This window comes from Natronosalvus rutilus, assembly GCF_024204665.1.
Taxonomy (GTDB): Archaea; Halobacteriota; Halobacteria; order Halobacteriales; family Natrialbaceae; genus Natronosalvus; species Natronosalvus rutilus.
Map to the genome: position 1 here is coordinate 645,626 of NZ_CP100355.1, position 15,177 is coordinate 660,802.

The window sequence follows — 15,177 nt, forward strand, 5'->3', positions numbered from 1 at the left end:
CCGAGACCAGCTCGCCGCCTTCCACACGCTTATTCGCGTCCCTGTGGTAGCACGTTCTATGACGGACGTACTGATCGTCGGCGGCGGTCCAGCTGGATTGAGCGCGGCCATGTTCACCGGAAAGAACGGCCTCGAGACGACCGTCTACGACACGGACGCGACGTGGATGCACAAGGCCCACCTGTTCAACTACCCCGGCGTCCAGTCGATGGACGGCTCCCGATACCTAGAAACCCTCCGCGAGCAGGTCGACGACTTCGGCGTCGACCGCCAGCAGGGCGTTGAGGTCACGGGCGTCGAGTCGACGGGCGACGGCTACCGTGTCACGACCGAAGACGGCGAGGAGACGGCTCCGTACCTCGTTCTCGCGACGGGTGCCAACCGCGACCTCGCGGAGGACCTGGGCTGTGACTTCACGGACGATGACGTCGTCGACGTCGACATCACGATGGAGACCAGCCTCGAGAACGCCTACGCCACGGGGGCGATGGGCCGTGCCGAGGAGTGGCAGGCGGTCATCTCGGCGGGCGACGGTGCGGCGGCGGCGCTCAACATCCTGACGAAGGAGAAGGGTGAGCACTATCACGACTTCGACGTGCCAGACGACGCGACGTCACTGTTTGGGTCGCTGATCGACACGGACGAGTAAGGCGCTCTCGAATCGCTCGAGTTCCGGACTCGCGTTTCCGTATTCGGTCCTGGACTCGAGCAGACTGCGACCGTTCTATTCAGTTCTCGCTGTTGTCGATGGCCGTCTCGAACCCCTCGTCGGTTCGGACGACGCCAGCGGCACAGACGGCGTGTTCGAACTCGGCCTCGAGCGCCTCGCTCGCCGCGTCCAGGGCGTCCGTTGGCTCGAAGTCGTACGTTTCGGGGGTGGCTTTCTCGTAGGTGGCCACGAGTGTCGGATCCTCGACAGCTTTGACGAGCAGGGCGTCCCGACGGATGGTGGCGACCAAGGCCTCGCCGTCGGCGTCGATGGTCGCCGCAATGCGGGGCGTGTCGTAGTCGTCCTTCTCGAAGTCGAGCGCGAGCAACGCCGTGGCGAGCGCGTCTCGAGCGGGATAGCCCAGCTCGAGTTTCTCCGCGATGGGGTCGACGTGGGAGCCGTTACCGAACGCGACCGTTTCGCCGGTCGGCGTCTCCACGATGCGCAGGCAGTTGTAGGCGACGTAGGGGTTGTCCGTCTCGGGCGCGTCGGGGGTGGGGCCGACGGTGAGCGCGTCCTCGCGGGCGGTAATCTGGCGATTGGGGAACGAGCGAGAGGAGACGCGGTAGGCGCCCGCGTCCGGGCCGACGACGACGAATCGTCCGACGTACATACGCGTTCGTGTGCATCTCGAGGGAAAATAGGTGTCGATGTATGCACGACCGTCCTGGTTCGGCGCCACCATCGATGTCGGTCGGGCGCTCCCACCGGCTGTCGATCGTTCTGACCCCGATTTTATCGTCCTGGGGCGAAACGTTCGCGTATGCAACCCGTCGAGCTCGATGCCCTCGATCCCGTCGAGTTCGCCGACGGTGGTCGACGGCGGGAACTCTCGAGCGTGCTGGGAACGACGGACCTCGCAATCAACGAGTACCGGATCCCGCCGGACGGCGAGTTTCCAGGGGATTTGCACGCACACCTCGACCAGGAGGAGGTGTTCGTGGTTCTGTCGGGCGTCGCGACGTTCGAGACGCTGTCAGGCACGGTCACCGTTGCGGAACACGAGGCGATGCGATTCGGTCGCGGAACCTTTCAATCCGGCAAAAACGGTGGCGACGCGGAACTGGTGGTACTTGCACTCGGCGCACCACGGGAAACCGAGGACGTCCGGGTGCCAGCTTCCTGTCCGGATTGCGGCGACGAACCCCTGCGACTGCGAACCGACGGGAAGGAGGTCGCCTTCGAGTGTCCGAACTGCGGCAGTACGTTTGACCCCGACCCCTGCCCAGGCTGTGGGGGCGAGGACCTCGCGTTCGCTCGAGGGGCGGATACCGACGGCAGCATCGAGTCGGCGGTCGTTCGCTGTCGAGGCTGTGAGGAGACGCTCGAGGAACCGCCACTTTCCGAGCGATGGTCGTCCCGCCCAACCCGAGACGACAGCCATAAGTAGTGGCCGCGCGAATCTCGTTCTGCGCTCGCAGACCCATGGGGTAGCGGCCAATCCTGAAGCCTTCTGGGGGCTTCGACCCAGGTTCGAATCCTGGTGGGTCTACTTCTCGTACTTCGACTCGAGCTCGACCGTAGCCCTTGCTAGCGGTTTCCACTCGAAATGAAGGGGTTCTCTCATCGAAATTACCGGCGAGATCGAGGTTCGCACCAGAAGGTTTAGACGGTGGCACGACCTGAAAACCCGTATGCGACGACGTACGGTTCTCGGTGCGGTCGGGATCGCTTCGATATCGGGTCTATCGGGCTGTCTCGGATCGATCCTCGAGGACGAGGACTCGCCTGGCGGAGACGCGACGAACGACGAGGGCTACGACACGGAATCGCAGGGCGGTCAGACTGTCCCCCTGGTCCCGCTCGAGGACGCCTACGAGTGGTACGAGGCCGACGAGGCGGAGTTCCTCGACACGCGCGGGGCGGGACAGTACGGCGCCTCGCACATCGAAGGGGCGCACCTGAGCACGGCGCCCGACGGCGTCGAGGACGACCCGACGAAGGAGTGGAGCGAGGACACCCGGATCGTCACCTACTGCGGGTGTCCGCACTCGCTGGCCGTCCTCCGGGCGAGTGAACTGCTCGCGAACGGCTTCGAGAACGTCTACGCGCTCGACGAGGGGTACAACGGGTGGACCGACGCGGGCTATCCGACCGTGGGTGAGAGCGCCGAGTCCATCCCGACTTTCGAGATCGTCGGTCGGTCCTCGCCGGACCACGAGGGCGAGTACGTCTGGCTCTCGACGCTCGACGAATCCCAGCAGGAGATCTCGCAGGTCGAGGCCGACGGCTCCTACGAACTCCTCGTCCGCTTTGCTGACGTCGACGAGGAGACCGTCCTGTCGCTCGAGGCACCGGACTACGCGCTCGAGGCGACCCTCGGCGAGTTGACGAGCGGCGTCGTGGACGCCTGACGGACGTTCGACGTTTTTCCCCTCGGATTCTGTACTGGTTTGCATGCCCTCTGCTCGACTCACGCTCTCCGCGTCGGCGTCGATTCGAGACGGCCCGCGCACCGAATTTCCCTGAACAGTCAGTATCGGCTGACCGAGGGTTTAGGCTACTCGAGCCCCTATTACTGTCGAATAGCCCGACGACCGCACCCACCACTATCGACGCATCCATGAACACAGTCGCGTCACCGAAAGCATCGCTTCCCCTCCCGCCCCGCCGACACCTCGACGACCGGTCGGTCCGGGCGCGAACCGACCGCATGTCCGTGCTCTCGCTCGGCGACGGCCTCTACGAGGTCGAAGCCGGCAGCGGCGCAACCTACCTGGTCGACCTCGAGGCCGGCCGGTGTACCTGTCCCGACCACGTCTTCCGGGACGCCCGCTGTAAGCACGTTCGCCGAATCGCTATCGAGATCACCGAGGGACGGACGCCACCGCCGGGCCAGCTCGCTGTCCCCTGTTTCGACTGTGGCGACCCGACGTTCGTCGACGAGGACGGCCCGGAAGCCGACGGTCCGGCCTACTGCGACGAGCACGCCGTCTACCCAGGCGATCGCGTCCGCGATCGGGAAACCGGCGACCGCCTGACGGTCGTCGACGTCTCGGATCTCCGGGCCGACGCCGTCCACATCAGTGCCGCCGACACCTCCGTCGCCGACTACGTCACCAACAGGCGCTACGACCCCGACGTGCCGGTCGTCGGCGCGGTGTACCCCCACGCCACGGTCGCCCGAAACGGTCCCGTTCCCGAGTCGCTGCGGGTGTACGTCTTCCCGCGGACGCGCCTCGAGAAGGTCTGACCTCCATCCTGCGCTCCGTCAGGACGCCAGCTACTTCGACAACCAGGCGAAACGCCATACCCGTTGGTTCCGCCTCGTTTTATCGTCATCCGAATCCGAGTAGTCGAGTATGACGATCACGGACGACCGAATCGATTACGGCGCCCTCGAGGAGGGCCGTCACGTCAACTACTGGACCCTCGACCGAACGCTCCAGCGCGAGGTCGCCCGCATCTACACCGAGGACGAACTCGAGTGGGCCCGCCCGCGCCTCGAGTCCTTCGGCGACCTCGTCGGGCACACGGTCGCCGACAACGCGGACGTGATCGACGATCACGGCCCGGAACTCGAGCCCTACGACAAACACGGGGAGATTCAGAACCGGGTTCGCTACCCACCCGAACAGCTCGAGAACGAGCGACTGGTCTACGAGTCGGGAATCGTCGCCGACGCGTTCGAGGCCCCGCCTGGTCGCGACGAGCCGATGCCTCTAGCGTACAACCTCGCGATGCAGTACCTGCTCTGTTACGCCGACGTCGGTTTCGACTGCCCAGTCGCGATGACCGCCGGCGCCGCGCTGGTCCTCGAGAAGTTCGACGACGGAAGCCTCGAGTCTTACTACGACGGCCTGACGAGTCGCACATACGACGACTTGATCGAGGGGGCGATGTTCCTTACGGAGAAGCAGGGCGGCAGCGACGTCGGTGCCACCGAAACCCGCGCTGAGTGGGACGATGACGCTGAGTGCTACCGCCTCACCGGCGAGAAATGGTTCTGCTCGAACGTCGACGCCCAGGGGACGCTCGTGCTCGCCCGAATCGAAGGCGCCCCCGACGGCACGAGCGGGCTCTCGCTGTTTCTCGTTCCACACGAACTCGAGGGGGAGCTAAACGATCAGCTGTATCGCCGCCTGAAGGACAAACTGGGAACCATCGCGGTTCCAACGGGCGAAGTCGAGTTCCGGGGTGCGAAGGCATTTCTCGTCGGCGAACCAGAGAATGGGTTCCGGCAGATGGCCGAGATGCTCAACCTCGAGCGCCTCTCGAACGCCGCGGCGTCGTGCGGGCTCATTGGCCGGGCGCTGCTCGAGAGCAAGGTCAGGGCGGGGAATCGGGAAGCCTTCGGGAAACCGATCGACCAGCACCCGCTGATGCGCCAGGACCTGGTCGATATGGCCGTCGACCACGAGGCGGCGACGGCGTTCACGATGGAGGCCGCGCGGCTGTTCTCGATTCGGGAGCGGGCCGAGCGAGCGGCGCGTGGGGACCTCGAAATTCCGGACGACCGCCTCGAGGAACTCGAAACCGAAGGGGAACACGCCTACCGACTCATGCGACTCCTGATCCCCATCGCGAAAGCCCGGACGGGCCGGATGGCCGTCGGCACCGCCTCCTACGCGATGGAGATCCAGGGCGGCAACGGTTACGTGAACGACTTCGTGACCAACCGCCTGCTACGCGACGCCCAGGTGCTCCCCATCTGGGAGGGGACCGAGAACGTCCTCTCGCTCGACGTGCTCCGCGCGCTCGATCGCGAGGCCGCTCACGAACCGTTCCTCGAGGTCGTGGAGGCGCGGCTCGAGGCCGTTTCGCACCCGCTCATCGCTGATTCCGCCGAGGCGATCGAGAGGGAGTTTCAGGACCTCGGAACCGCCCTCGCCACGCTGGCGACGAAGGATGGCGAGTACGCCCAGCTCCAGGCCAAAGAACTGACTCACTACGTCTTCGACGTCTTCACCGCGGCGCTGTTGCTCGGGGAGGCTCAGCGTGCGCTCGAGGGCCAGCGTGATGGATGCGACGGCGGCGAGCCCGACGCCCGCCTCGCACTCGTCGCTCGGCGATTCGTCGACCGACAGTTCGGCACTCGGGCAGCCCGCGGGCTCACGAGCGGCGACCGGTTCGCGCTCGAGCACTTCGACGCCGTAGTTGGCTACGAACCGGTCGATCCGGCGACCCTCGATCGACCGGAAACCCAGTAACGGCGGGCCAGAACCGCGGCTAGCAAAGTTGATAGCAGCCGTAGTCGAATTCTCGAACCGGATCGACAGTCACTAGAGAACGCGGCGACCACGACACCGCTCGAGAACGCACTCTAATCGAGCGATCCATCCCTACTATCAATTGTTTCACGTATAGAAATCGCCACGTAGTCTCGCTCGACCTGATCGGGACCCGCTCTCTCCTACTCGGATTCCATCGAGTCTGCCACCGTCGATTCGGCGTCTCGAGACCGGGCTCGAGCGTCGCCGTCCATGCCTTACTCGAGCATCGTCGCCGCTTCCTCGACGTCCATCACGCCCTGCTCGACCGCCTGGAGGACGCGCATGATTTCGGGATCCGGTCCCGGGTCAGTGGCGTCTCCGACCTCCCCGAGGGTGACCTTCTGTGAGCGGCCGACGAACTCGTCGAAGTCGGTGCCCTCGGCGACGGCGGTCTCCTTTTTCACGCGGTAGTTCCCGCCGTCGGTGACGTGGAGGTCGCCGGGGTGGAAGAAGTACCAGTCCTCGCGGTCGAACCGGACGCCGATACGGGGTTTCGCGCCGAAGTTCTGCGCGAAGTAGATGAGCGCTTCGACCTCCTCGCCGGTGAGGTAGATGGGGTTGCCGGCGCTCGATTTGGCCTCGATCGCGTAGAACGTCTCGCCGTCGCCGGCGAGCACGTCGGGCAGTTCGCGTTCGGTCGCGGAGCCGCTGGCGGGCGCTCGCATGACGGCGAACCCGGCTTCGTCGAGCAGGTTGACGAGTTCGCGTTCCCGGCGGTCGCCCTTCGCCTGAGACATATACCCCTGTCTCGTCACCGGATCGTTATAAACGGGCCGACCGCTTCCGCGTCGCGCTCCGCGATCGCCTTTCGATGGCCAGCATCCGACTTAGGATACTCGGCGGTGGACGCGACCGTATGGCGTCGAACACGCTCGATGGTCGGGACCGGGCCGTCCTCGAGGCGCTCCGGGACGGCACGTCCGACATCGAACGCCTCGCGTCGACGCTCGAGGCGAACCGGGACGCCCTCGAGGAACGTCTCTCTCGGCTCGCGGACAACGGACTCGTGAACCGCGGCGACGACGGGTACGCGCTCACCGACAACGGCCGGCGCGTCCTCGAAGCGACCCCCGTCGACGGGCGTGATTACCGGATCGACACCCCCGACGAGGTCGAACGGGCACTCGAGTCGCGCGACTTGCGACCGGACGAGGCGTCGGCCGTCCGTGCGGCGTTCTCGTTCCTCCGGTACTGGGGAGAGGCCACGGCCGCGGAGGTAATCGACGCGGCCTACAGCGAGGTCCCCGTGGGCTACGAGTCGGCCGAGCGGTGGTGGTCCGGGTGCGTTCGCGATCACCTCGAGGCCCTGCCGACCGTCACGCAATCGGGCGACGAGGACCTCGGTGAACAGTGGCGCTACGAGGGGACTCCGGCTATCGACAGTCCGGAAGACGGCGACGGGCGAGACGTTCCGGACCCGCCCTCGGTTCGCCACTCGATCGGGAGCGCCCGACACGCCCTCGAGAGCCTCGAACCCTCGCCAGCGGAGCGAGCGACTGCTCGGGCGGCGTTCGTCGTGCTCGCCGAGCGCGGACGGGCAACGGTCGACGACCTCCTCGAAGCGATCGAGGACGGGCACTCGACGGAACACGAGTCGAGCGACGGCTCAGTCGAGGCGCTTTCGTCCCTCCTCCTCGAGATTCCCGGCGTTTCGCGGGTCGGCGAAACCGAGGGCGCCGACGCCGCTCCCGTCCTGCGATACGAGCCGGCGCCCGAAGACATCGAATCAGACCGACGCGACTCGAGTTGAAGGACTTCGGTCCGCGGGTTGCGTGAGCAGCGATCACCTGTTTGTCGCCGAAGCGTGTCGATCAACCCATGAGCAACACCGACCGAGTGCTCGAGCAGTCGTGAGGGCGTTGAGAGCGGTTCGTGAAGAGCAATTGCAGCACGAATCGAGAGGACCGGCTGAGGCAGGACCATGCAGGCACGAATCACTTCGAACGGGCTGTGATAGATCGACACGTATGAGTCCAGTATTCACCGCGGACGACGTCGGCAAGTCGGTCGAGACCGCCTCGGGAGATATGGTCGGCCTCGTCACCGCCGTCGACCCCGGAACGGCCTACGTCGAACCGGACCCGGAGATGACGGCCTCCACCAGGGCCGCGCTCGGGTGGGGCGGCCGGGAGGACGCCGTTCCCCTCGCAGACGACGTCGTCGACCGGGTTACCGACGACGCGGTACTGCTCTCCCCGTCGTTCCCCGGGGAGGACCTGACGAGCGACGCGAGCCCGGCCGACTCGGAGTTGCCATTGTCGGAAGTCTCGGGGAAGAACACCCCCGCTCCGGACGAGGAGTACACGCCGGGGCAACCGGTCACGACCGACCAGGAGGAACCATCGGCGCCGTCCGGGGAGGACGATCCGGACCCGGGGGCGGGCGCGGGCGAGCGAATCGACGGCGACGAGGAGCGACGGGGGGAACCAGCCGGCAACCCGGCGAACGTCACGGACCCCATCGGCGAAATCGACGCCGCAGACGAGACAGATCCGCTCGCAGAGGGCGACTCGAGCGGGTCGGTCGACCCGGCCGCAGACCTCGAGGAACTCGAGGAGATCGAAGAAGCCCAGCGCCGGGAACTCGAGGTGGATCCGACGGAACTCACGGACCGCGACCCGGAAGCCGAGGTTCGTCCAGGCGAGGACGTCGGCCAGCGGACCGACGCGGCGGTCGAACCGGATGCGGTTCGCGAGGGGCTCGAAGGCTCGGGGCGTTCGGGCTCCGACGGCGACGAGGCGGAACGCCGAGCGGAAAGCGACGACGATGAGACACGCCGAACGGAAAGCGGTGACGAGGAGCGGTCCGACGAGCGGGACGGCGAATCGACCCGATAGAGGTCTCGCCCCGTCGGCGCTACCTTCGTTCACATTCCCTCCGCTTCTTTTCCGACACCGATTGCAGCGAACGCTCTACCGCCTATCCGCCGGCTCCCTCGACCCCCGAGGACGCGCCGAATCCATCCATCGATGCAGCCAGCGACGGGGAGTGTTTATCACCACCAGCATTGTGCACGCAGTCATGAATCGACGAGCGGACGCGACAGATGGGGGGTTCTGGGCCGATTCCGACGCTGACGTGGCGCTCGAGCGATTCCGCACGCTCGTCAACGCCGTTAGCGACGGCATCTACCAGCTCGATCCCGCCGGCCGCTTCACCGCGGTCAACGACGTCATCGTCGAAATGACCGGTTACGAACGGGCCGAACTCCTCGGCGAACACGTCTCCTTCGTCCTCGAGGACGACGACGTCGACCGAGTCCGACGGGCCATCGAGGAGCACCGTTCGGCCGACGGTCGACTGAACCGGACGTTCGACCTCGCCGTCAGAACAGCGGACGGCGAGACGATTCACTGCGAGATTCGACTGAGCGTCCTTCTCGAAGACGGTACGTTCGAAGGGACCGTGGGGACCGTCCGCGAGGTCTCCGACCGGAACCACACAGAACAGCGGCTCCTGGACCGCGACCGACAACTCCGGCTTGAACGGGACCTGACCGATCAAATTCTCGAGACGAGTCCGATCGGCATTCAGGTGCTCGACTCGGACGGCGAGGTCACGCGAATGAACGATCGTCTCAGGGAGATGCTCGAGATTCCAGAGCGCGAGGAGCACACGTACGACCCGTCGAACCGATCGGTCTACGACGAGACCGGAGCGCGAATTTCGACCGCGAACCATCCGTTCGCGATCACGCTGGAGACGGGGGAGCCGGTGTACGACCGGCACCTCCGGGTCGACCTCCCCAGCGGCGACCGTCGCTGGCTCTCGATCAACGCCGCGCCCCTCTTCGACGACGCGGGGGCCATCGAACGTGTCGTGACGACCGGCGAAGACATCACCGACCTCAAAGAGCGCGAACGCGCGCTCGAGCGTCGACAACGCGAGCTCACGGCCGAACTGGACGAGATCTACGGCCGCATCACCGACGGCGTCATCGCGCTGAACGACGACTGGGAGTTCACCCACGTCAACGAGAATGCCGAAGTGGTCCTCGACGCCGCCGAGGACGAACTCCTCGGCCGGGTGATCTGGGACGCGTTCCCGGAACTCGTCAACACCGAGTTCGAGCGCCGGTACCGCGAGGCGATGACGACGCAGGAGCCCGTCTCGCTGGTAGATTACTTCGAGCCGCACGACGCCTGGTTCGAGGAACACGTCTATCCCTCCGAGACGGGGATTTCGATCTACTTCCGGGACGTCACCGAGCACAGGGAGCGCGAACGTAAGCTCGAGAAGTCCGAGCAGCGTCACCGGACGCTCGCGGAGTACTTTCCGAACGGGCTGGTGACGCTCTTCGACGACGACCTCACGTACACGCTGGCGGCCGGGCAGGGCTTCGACCGAATTCCGGTGGACCCGGCCGATCTGGAGGAGAACAGGGCCTGCGACGTCTGGTCGGACGAAACGTGGAGCGCGCTCGAGCCCGCCTTCCGGGCCGCGATCGAGGGGGAGGAGCGGTCGGTCGAACTCTCCTACGCCGACCGGGAGTGGGTGCTCCACGCGGTTCCGATCACCGACGAACGGGGCGATGTCTTCGCCGGAATGACGATGGCCCAGGATATCACGGAGCGCAAGGAGTACGAGCGAAAACTCGAGGATACGGTCGAGCGCCTCGAGGAGTCGAACGAACGGCTCGAGCAGTTCGCCTACGCCGCCTCCCACGACCTTCAGGAGCCCCTGCGGATGGTCTCGAGTTACCTGCGACTGCTCGAGCAGCGCTACGACGACGAGCTCGACGAGGACGGCGAGGAATTCCTCGCGTTCGCCGTCGACGGCGCCGACCGCATGCGGGAGATGATCGACGGGCTGCTCGCGTATTCCCGCGTCGACACGGAGAGCGGTTCGCTCGAACCGGTCGACCTCGACGCCATCCTCGACGACGCGCTCGATAACCTTCGAATCCAGATCGACGAAGCTGGCGCCGACATTACGAGGGACGACCTGCCACGGGTCGACGGGGACGCGACCCAGTTACAGCAGGTCTTCCAGAACCTCCTGGACAACGCGATCACGTACAGCGGGGACGATCCGCCCCGGATTCGAATCGAAGCCGATCGGCAGGGGGCGAAGCCGGTGATTTCGATCGAAGATAACGGCATCGGCATCGCTCCCGATGACCAGGATCGAATCTTCACGATCTTCAACCGGCTGCACAGCCGCGAGGAGCACGACGGGGCGGGCATCGGGCTCGCGCTCTGTCAGCGGATCGTCGATCGTCACGGCGGAGACATTTGGGTTCGCTCGACGCCCGGCGAGGGAACGACGTTCTCGTTCTCGATTTCGAGAGCGGAGGACCGGGGCGAGGACCGACCGCAGCGGTAGAGAGTACCCGTCACGAAACCGGAGTCGACTCACCGACTCGGGCAGAATGGATCGATCACACGGTCTCCACCCGATCACCCCGCCGAGAGCGCCTCCTCGAGCCGTTGCTCGAGGTCGCTGAGGTCGTCGTAGAGCGACTCGTCGATCTGGCCGGCGGCTTCCGCATCGACGTTCTCGAGGCGCTCGGCTAGCCCCTGCAGCCGGGAGTACTTCTCGCCCTCGTCGACGCCGGTCTTCTGGACGTACACCTGCTGCTCGACGTTGTAGACGGCGTCAGGCTCGAGGTCGGTGACCGCCAGGACGACGTCAAGCTTGTCGGAGTCGATCCCGAGCACCCACTCGTGGGGGATGCCGTGCTCGTCGAGGGCGTCCAGGACGACGTCCTCGTCTCTCGGCTGGCGCCGGTCGCGGGTCGTTCGCCGGACCGTCCCGAAGCGACCGTGAAGCTGTTGGTCGGGGCCGAGTCGCTCGAGCAGCGTCTCGCCGGCGGTTCGCCGTACCCGGTCGGACCCCCGCTGGACGTCCGAGAGCAGGACGTACAGGTCGGTCAGGGTCTCCGTGTCGAGCGTCGACGGCTCGTCGCGCCCGTCGCGCTCGAGGCGCTCGAGCTGATCGGCGAGCAGGGTGGCGTCGTCGTGTACCCGTTCGAGACTCGTCCGGGCGTCCTCGGGCGAGACGATATGCGGGCTCTCGCCGGCGACGGCCTCCTCCGGCGCGCGCTCGAGGGTCTCGCCGTCGGAGACGTGCTCGGCCGAGAGACTCAGGACGCTCGCGTACGGCTCGACGCCGGGCGGGAGTTCCGCGAGCGGGATCGGGCCGCCCTCGAGTTGCTCGGCCAGCACGTCGAACTGTTCGCGGTGGAGCGGGCGCTCCTCGCCGCTGTCGACGAACTGAATCACGAGTCGATCCTCGAGCGCGTCCTCGATCCGGAACGCGCGCTCGGAGACCGGCGTCACAAGTTCGCTTCCAGGCTCGAGGCTTCTACACGCGTCGCGAAGGGCATTCCAGTCCATAGGGAACGGTCGACGGCCACCTCGAAAAGCCATTGCCGCGTGTGTGCCGGGTGGTGGGTCGACTCCGACAATGGGGTACTGACGCCGGCGCCGACGATGGGACGGCGTCCACGTTCGGACGACCCTCGGGCCTGCCAGCCGATGCAGGCACCACACTATTCGCTCGAGGCGGGGCTAGCCCAGTGTATGTGCGCCACCTTCACGACTGACGACGTCGGCAAGACGGTCGAAAACGACGAGGGAGCGGCGGTCGGCGTCGTCGTTTCGGTCGAGGACGACACCGCGTTCGTCGAACCAGAACCGGGCGTCGTGGACTCGCTCAGGGCGGCCCTCGGCTGGTCGTCCGACCCCCAGGACGCCGTCCCGCTCCACGAGAGCGACGTCCAGACGGTCGACGAGACGATCCGACTCGAGGCGTTCCCCTCGAGCGAGGGGCCATCCTGGGACGAGCGGGAGACGGACGACACCGAACGCGAGGGCGCCGAGACCGATACGGCGAAAACCGAGGATTCGGGTGCGTCTCGTCCAGCGGACATCGAGGACGCTCCGCCGGAAGGCGACAAGACGGTGACGAAGGAGCGCGAACTGAGCGAGGAACACTGATTCCGTCGCTTCGGTTCCGTAGCTCGACAAAACTATATTTTCTATAGCAAACAAACCGAACTTATAGATGCCCTGGAGAGCCCCCTCTCGAGGGACCAGTCAGGTCAGTACCCCAGTCCCAGGGCTCGATTCGTGACGAGCGCGAGGAGGACGACGACCAGGAGACCGGCCAGGATCGTGAAGGCGACGCCCCAGCCGAGGACGTCGGCGAAGAGGCCGGTCGCGACCGAACCGAGCGAGCCGACGACGCCGTAGACTGTCCGGACGAGGCCGAAGCCGGCCCCGCGCTCTTCGTCGTTGAGGTTGTCCATGATCCGCGGGAGGAGGGCGGCACCCCAGCCCAGGCCCGTTCCGACGAGCAGAACGGCGAGGACGATCGATGGAAAACCGGGGCCGAAGACGAACAGCAGGAGACCGCTCGAGCCGAGCACCATGCAGCCGGCGGCGGCGAGGTCGCGGCCGTAGCGGTCGGAGATGGCGCCGACGCCGACCTGGGTGATCGCCTGCACGACGAAGTACGCCGAGAAGACGATGCCGGCGAGGGTCTGGGAGTGATTCCGGTGTTCGATCAGGAAGGTGGGCAGGAACGACGACAGCGCCTGCCAGACGAACGCCGAGAGGATCGCGAGGCAGACGGTGAACGCGATGGGCGGGCGCGAGAGCACCTCGAGCAGGGGCTCGAGTTCGAACCGGTCGCGCATCGGCTGGTCGGGGCGGCGCGGCTCGGTCGGTTCGACGTAGCGGGAGAACAGGACGTAGATGGGGACGGCGGCGACGACGCCGAGGGCGATGGCGTAGCGCCAGCCGAGGACGACGGCGACCCAGGCGGCCAGGGCCGGGGCGACGAGGCCGGCGAGCGGGCCGCCGCCGTTGTGGATGCCGATGGCGGAGCCGATGTTGTCGTAGGTCCGGGTCAAGAGCGTCGTCGCGACGCTGTAGTGGAGGCCCGCGACGGCGCCGAGCACGAGCGTCGCGAGCAGGAAGATTGGAAACGCGGGAGAGACAGCGATGAGGAGGCTCGTGACCGCCGTGCCGCCGACGGCGACCAGGATGACGGGTCGCTCGCCGAAGCGGTCGGCCAGGATGCCGCTGGGGAACTGCGCGAGGAAGTAGGTCATCCAGAGACCGGTGAGCGCGATGCCGACGACAAAGTTCGAGACGCCGAAGGCGTCGGTGACGTCGGGGACGACCGGGCTGATCACCAGGCGGGCGACCATCGTCGCGAAGAAGGCGAGCGTACAGAGCGCAAGGACGGTCTCCCGGTAGCGCCATCGATTCAGCAGATCCATCGTCGTCGGTTTCGTCGTTCGTCGTCAGTTTCGCCTCGAGGCTGTGGGCGGCTGGCTGCCGTTCTCTCCGTGGCAACCCGACGCGCTCGAGTGTCGTGTAATTCTCGAGTCGGTGTCCCAAAGAACGCGTCGGTTGCGGCAGTCGAGCGACCCGTGCTCGACGACAAAAATGTGTGAGCGCTACTCCTGGACCTGGAATCCGCGCTCGCGAAGGAGCGGCGGGAGTCGACTGCGGTGATCCCCCTGAAGCTCGATTCGACCCTCCTCGACGGTGCCACCCGTCCCGAGCGCCTGTTTGAGTTCGGAGGCGGTCGATTTCAGGTCCGCCGTCGAGAGGTCGAACCCCTCGAGAATCGTGACGGGTTTCCCGTACCGGCGCTTCTCGAGGCGGATCGTGAGCACTTGTTCGGCGACGGTGAGGTCGTCGTGGGAGTCGAGTTCGTCGAGCAGGTCGTCGAGGTCGTCGTTTGACACGGTACGTATGCTACGTTTTCGAGTACCAAAGTGTTGTCTCTCGCCCGAATTGACTGTCACTCGAGGTCGAGCGTGTAGACGACCTCCTGACGGGACTCGCCACCGATGTCGACCGTTCCCTCGCCGGTTTTCTCGAACCCCAGATCTTCGTAGAACGTCCGCCCTTCGGCGTTCGACGCGAGGTCGATCGCTCGCATGCGACGCATGTTGAAGTCCTCGAGGTTCTCGCGGAGTCGCTCGTGGAGGGCCGTGCCGATACCTTCGCGCTGGTGGTCGGGGTGGACGTACAGTCGGAGGACGTCGCCCTCGTCCTCCTGGACGACGCCGTGGGCGACCCCCACGATTCTACCTTCACCCGCTTCGGAGACTAGCATCGTCGTACCGGGCGTCGAGAGCGCGCGCTCGAGTTCCTCGTCGCTGTACCAGGCGTCGACGGTCTCGTCGATCACGTCGCGCTCGAGTTCCACGTACGTGTCGTACCAGGTTTCGCGGGCGAGTTCGCGAATGGACTCGCGGTCGTCTGCCGTGGCCGGGCGAATGTCGGTGTCCAT

General features: G+C 66.1%; 15 protein-coding genes and 1 tRNA gene. 10 read left to right on the forward strand and 6 right to left on the reverse strand.

What is annotated here, in order from left to right; translation table 11 throughout:
• The first annotated feature begins 58 nt into the window (after nucleotides 1-58).
• Nucleotides 59-649: an NAD(P)/FAD-dependent oxidoreductase gene (locus tag NGM29_RS03175; RefSeq protein WP_254158923.1), complete on the forward strand. Its 591-nt coding sequence runs from the start codon at nucleotides 59-61 to the stop codon at nucleotides 647-649.
• Between the two features lie 79 nt (nucleotides 650-728).
• Here NGM29_RS03175 and NGM29_RS03180 read toward each other — a convergent pair whose 3' ends face one another.
• Complete coding sequence (locus tag NGM29_RS03180) at nucleotides 729-1,322, reverse strand: IMP cyclohydrolase (RefSeq protein ID WP_254158924.1); 594 nt, start codon at nucleotides 1,320-1,322, stop codon at nucleotides 729-731.
• Nucleotides 1,323-1,472: 150 nt separating this feature from the next.
• Here NGM29_RS03180 and NGM29_RS03185 point away from each other — a divergent pair, with 150 nt between their 5' ends.
• The 5 genes from NGM29_RS03185 (at nucleotide 1,473) to NGM29_RS03205 (ending at nucleotide 5,859) form a co-directional block, all read left to right on the forward strand.
• Nucleotides 1,473-2,099 carry a cupin domain-containing protein gene (locus NGM29_RS03185; protein ID WP_254158926.1) on the forward strand — a complete coding sequence of 209 codons (627 nt, stop codon included), beginning with the start codon at nucleotides 1,473-1,475 and terminating at the stop codon, nucleotides 2,097-2,099.
• Nucleotides 2,100-2,128: 29 nt separating this feature from the next.
• Nucleotides 2,129-2,201 (forward strand) — tRNA-Gln (locus NGM29_RS03190).
• 142 nt (nucleotides 2,202-2,343) lie between these two features.
• On the forward strand, nucleotides 2,344-3,063 hold the full coding sequence (locus NGM29_RS03195; protein ID WP_254158928.1) for a rhodanese-like domain-containing protein: 720 nt from the start codon (nucleotides 2,344-2,346) through the stop codon (nucleotides 3,061-3,063).
• 209 nt (nucleotides 3,064-3,272) lie between these two features.
• Nucleotides 3,273-3,902, forward strand: a complete 630-nt coding sequence (locus tag NGM29_RS03200; RefSeq protein WP_254158929.1) for an SWIM zinc finger family protein — start codon at nucleotides 3,273-3,275, stop codon at nucleotides 3,900-3,902.
• Between the two features lie 109 nt (nucleotides 3,903-4,011).
• On the forward strand, nucleotides 4,012-5,859 hold the full coding sequence (locus tag NGM29_RS03205; RefSeq protein WP_254158931.1) for an acyl-CoA dehydrogenase family protein: 1,848 nt from the start codon (nucleotides 4,012-4,014) through the stop codon (nucleotides 5,857-5,859).
• Nucleotides 5,860-6,137: 278 nt separating this feature from the next.
• Here the strand turns inward: NGM29_RS03205 and hjc are convergent, their stop codons facing one another.
• Nucleotides 6,138-6,659 (reverse strand): Holliday junction resolvase Hjc, encoded by a 522-nt coding sequence (gene hjc, locus NGM29_RS03210; RefSeq protein WP_254158932.1) that lies wholly within the window; start codon nucleotides 6,657-6,659, stop codon nucleotides 6,138-6,140.
• A gap of 119 nt (nucleotides 6,660-6,778) precedes the next feature.
• On the opposite strand from hjc, the gene NGM29_RS03215 reads away from it, so the two are divergent.
• The 3 genes from NGM29_RS03215 to NGM29_RS03225 all read left to right on the forward strand — a co-directional run bounded on the left by NGM29_RS03215 (nucleotide 6,779) and on the right by NGM29_RS03225 (nucleotide 11,247).
• Nucleotides 6,779-7,672, forward strand: coding sequence for a hypothetical protein (locus NGM29_RS03215; RefSeq protein ID WP_254158933.1), 894 nt, complete (start codon nucleotides 6,779-6,781; stop codon nucleotides 7,670-7,672).
• Between the two features lie 217 nt (nucleotides 7,673-7,889).
• Nucleotides 7,890-8,759, forward strand: coding sequence for a hypothetical protein (locus NGM29_RS03220; RefSeq protein ID WP_254158934.1), 870 nt, complete (start codon nucleotides 7,890-7,892; stop codon nucleotides 8,757-8,759).
• 184 nt (nucleotides 8,760-8,943) lie between these two features.
• The gene (locus NGM29_RS03225) at nucleotides 8,944-11,247 is read left to right on the forward strand and encodes a PAS domain-containing sensor histidine kinase (protein WP_254158935.1); all 2,304 of its coding nucleotides are present in this window, start codon (nucleotides 8,944-8,946) and stop codon (nucleotides 11,245-11,247) included.
• Nucleotides 11,248-11,321: 74 nt separating this feature from the next.
• On the opposite strand, the gene NGM29_RS03230 is transcribed toward NGM29_RS03225, so the two are convergent.
• Complete coding sequence (locus tag NGM29_RS03230) at nucleotides 11,322-12,260, reverse strand: DUF7983 family protein (RefSeq protein WP_254158936.1); 939 nt, start codon at nucleotides 12,258-12,260, stop codon at nucleotides 11,322-11,324.
• A gap of 141 nt (nucleotides 12,261-12,401) precedes the next feature.
• Between NGM29_RS03230 and NGM29_RS03235 the strand changes: the two genes are divergently transcribed.
• On the forward strand, nucleotides 12,402-12,863 hold the full coding sequence (locus NGM29_RS03235) for a hypothetical protein (RefSeq protein WP_254158937.1): 462 nt from the start codon (nucleotides 12,402-12,404) through the stop codon (nucleotides 12,861-12,863).
• Between the two features lie 104 nt (nucleotides 12,864-12,967).
• On the opposite strand, the gene NGM29_RS03240 is transcribed toward NGM29_RS03235, so the two are convergent.
• The 3 genes from NGM29_RS03240 to NGM29_RS03250 all read right to left on the reverse strand — a co-directional run bounded on the left by NGM29_RS03240 (nucleotide 12,968) and on the right by NGM29_RS03250 (nucleotide 15,177).
• The gene (locus tag NGM29_RS03240; protein ID WP_254158938.1) at nucleotides 12,968-14,152 is read right to left on the reverse strand and encodes an MFS transporter; all 1,185 of its coding nucleotides are present in this window, start codon (nucleotides 14,150-14,152) and stop codon (nucleotides 12,968-12,970) included.
• Nucleotides 14,153-14,332: 180 nt separating this feature from the next.
• Nucleotides 14,333-14,626: an SUI1 family translation initiation factor gene (locus NGM29_RS03245; RefSeq protein WP_254158939.1), complete on the reverse strand. Its 294-nt coding sequence runs from the start codon at nucleotides 14,624-14,626 to the stop codon at nucleotides 14,333-14,335.
• Nucleotides 14,627-14,682: 56 nt separating this feature from the next.
• A complete protein-coding gene (locus NGM29_RS03250; protein WP_254158940.1) occupies nucleotides 14,683-15,177 on the reverse strand; it encodes a GNAT family N-acetyltransferase in 495 nt (164 codons plus the stop codon).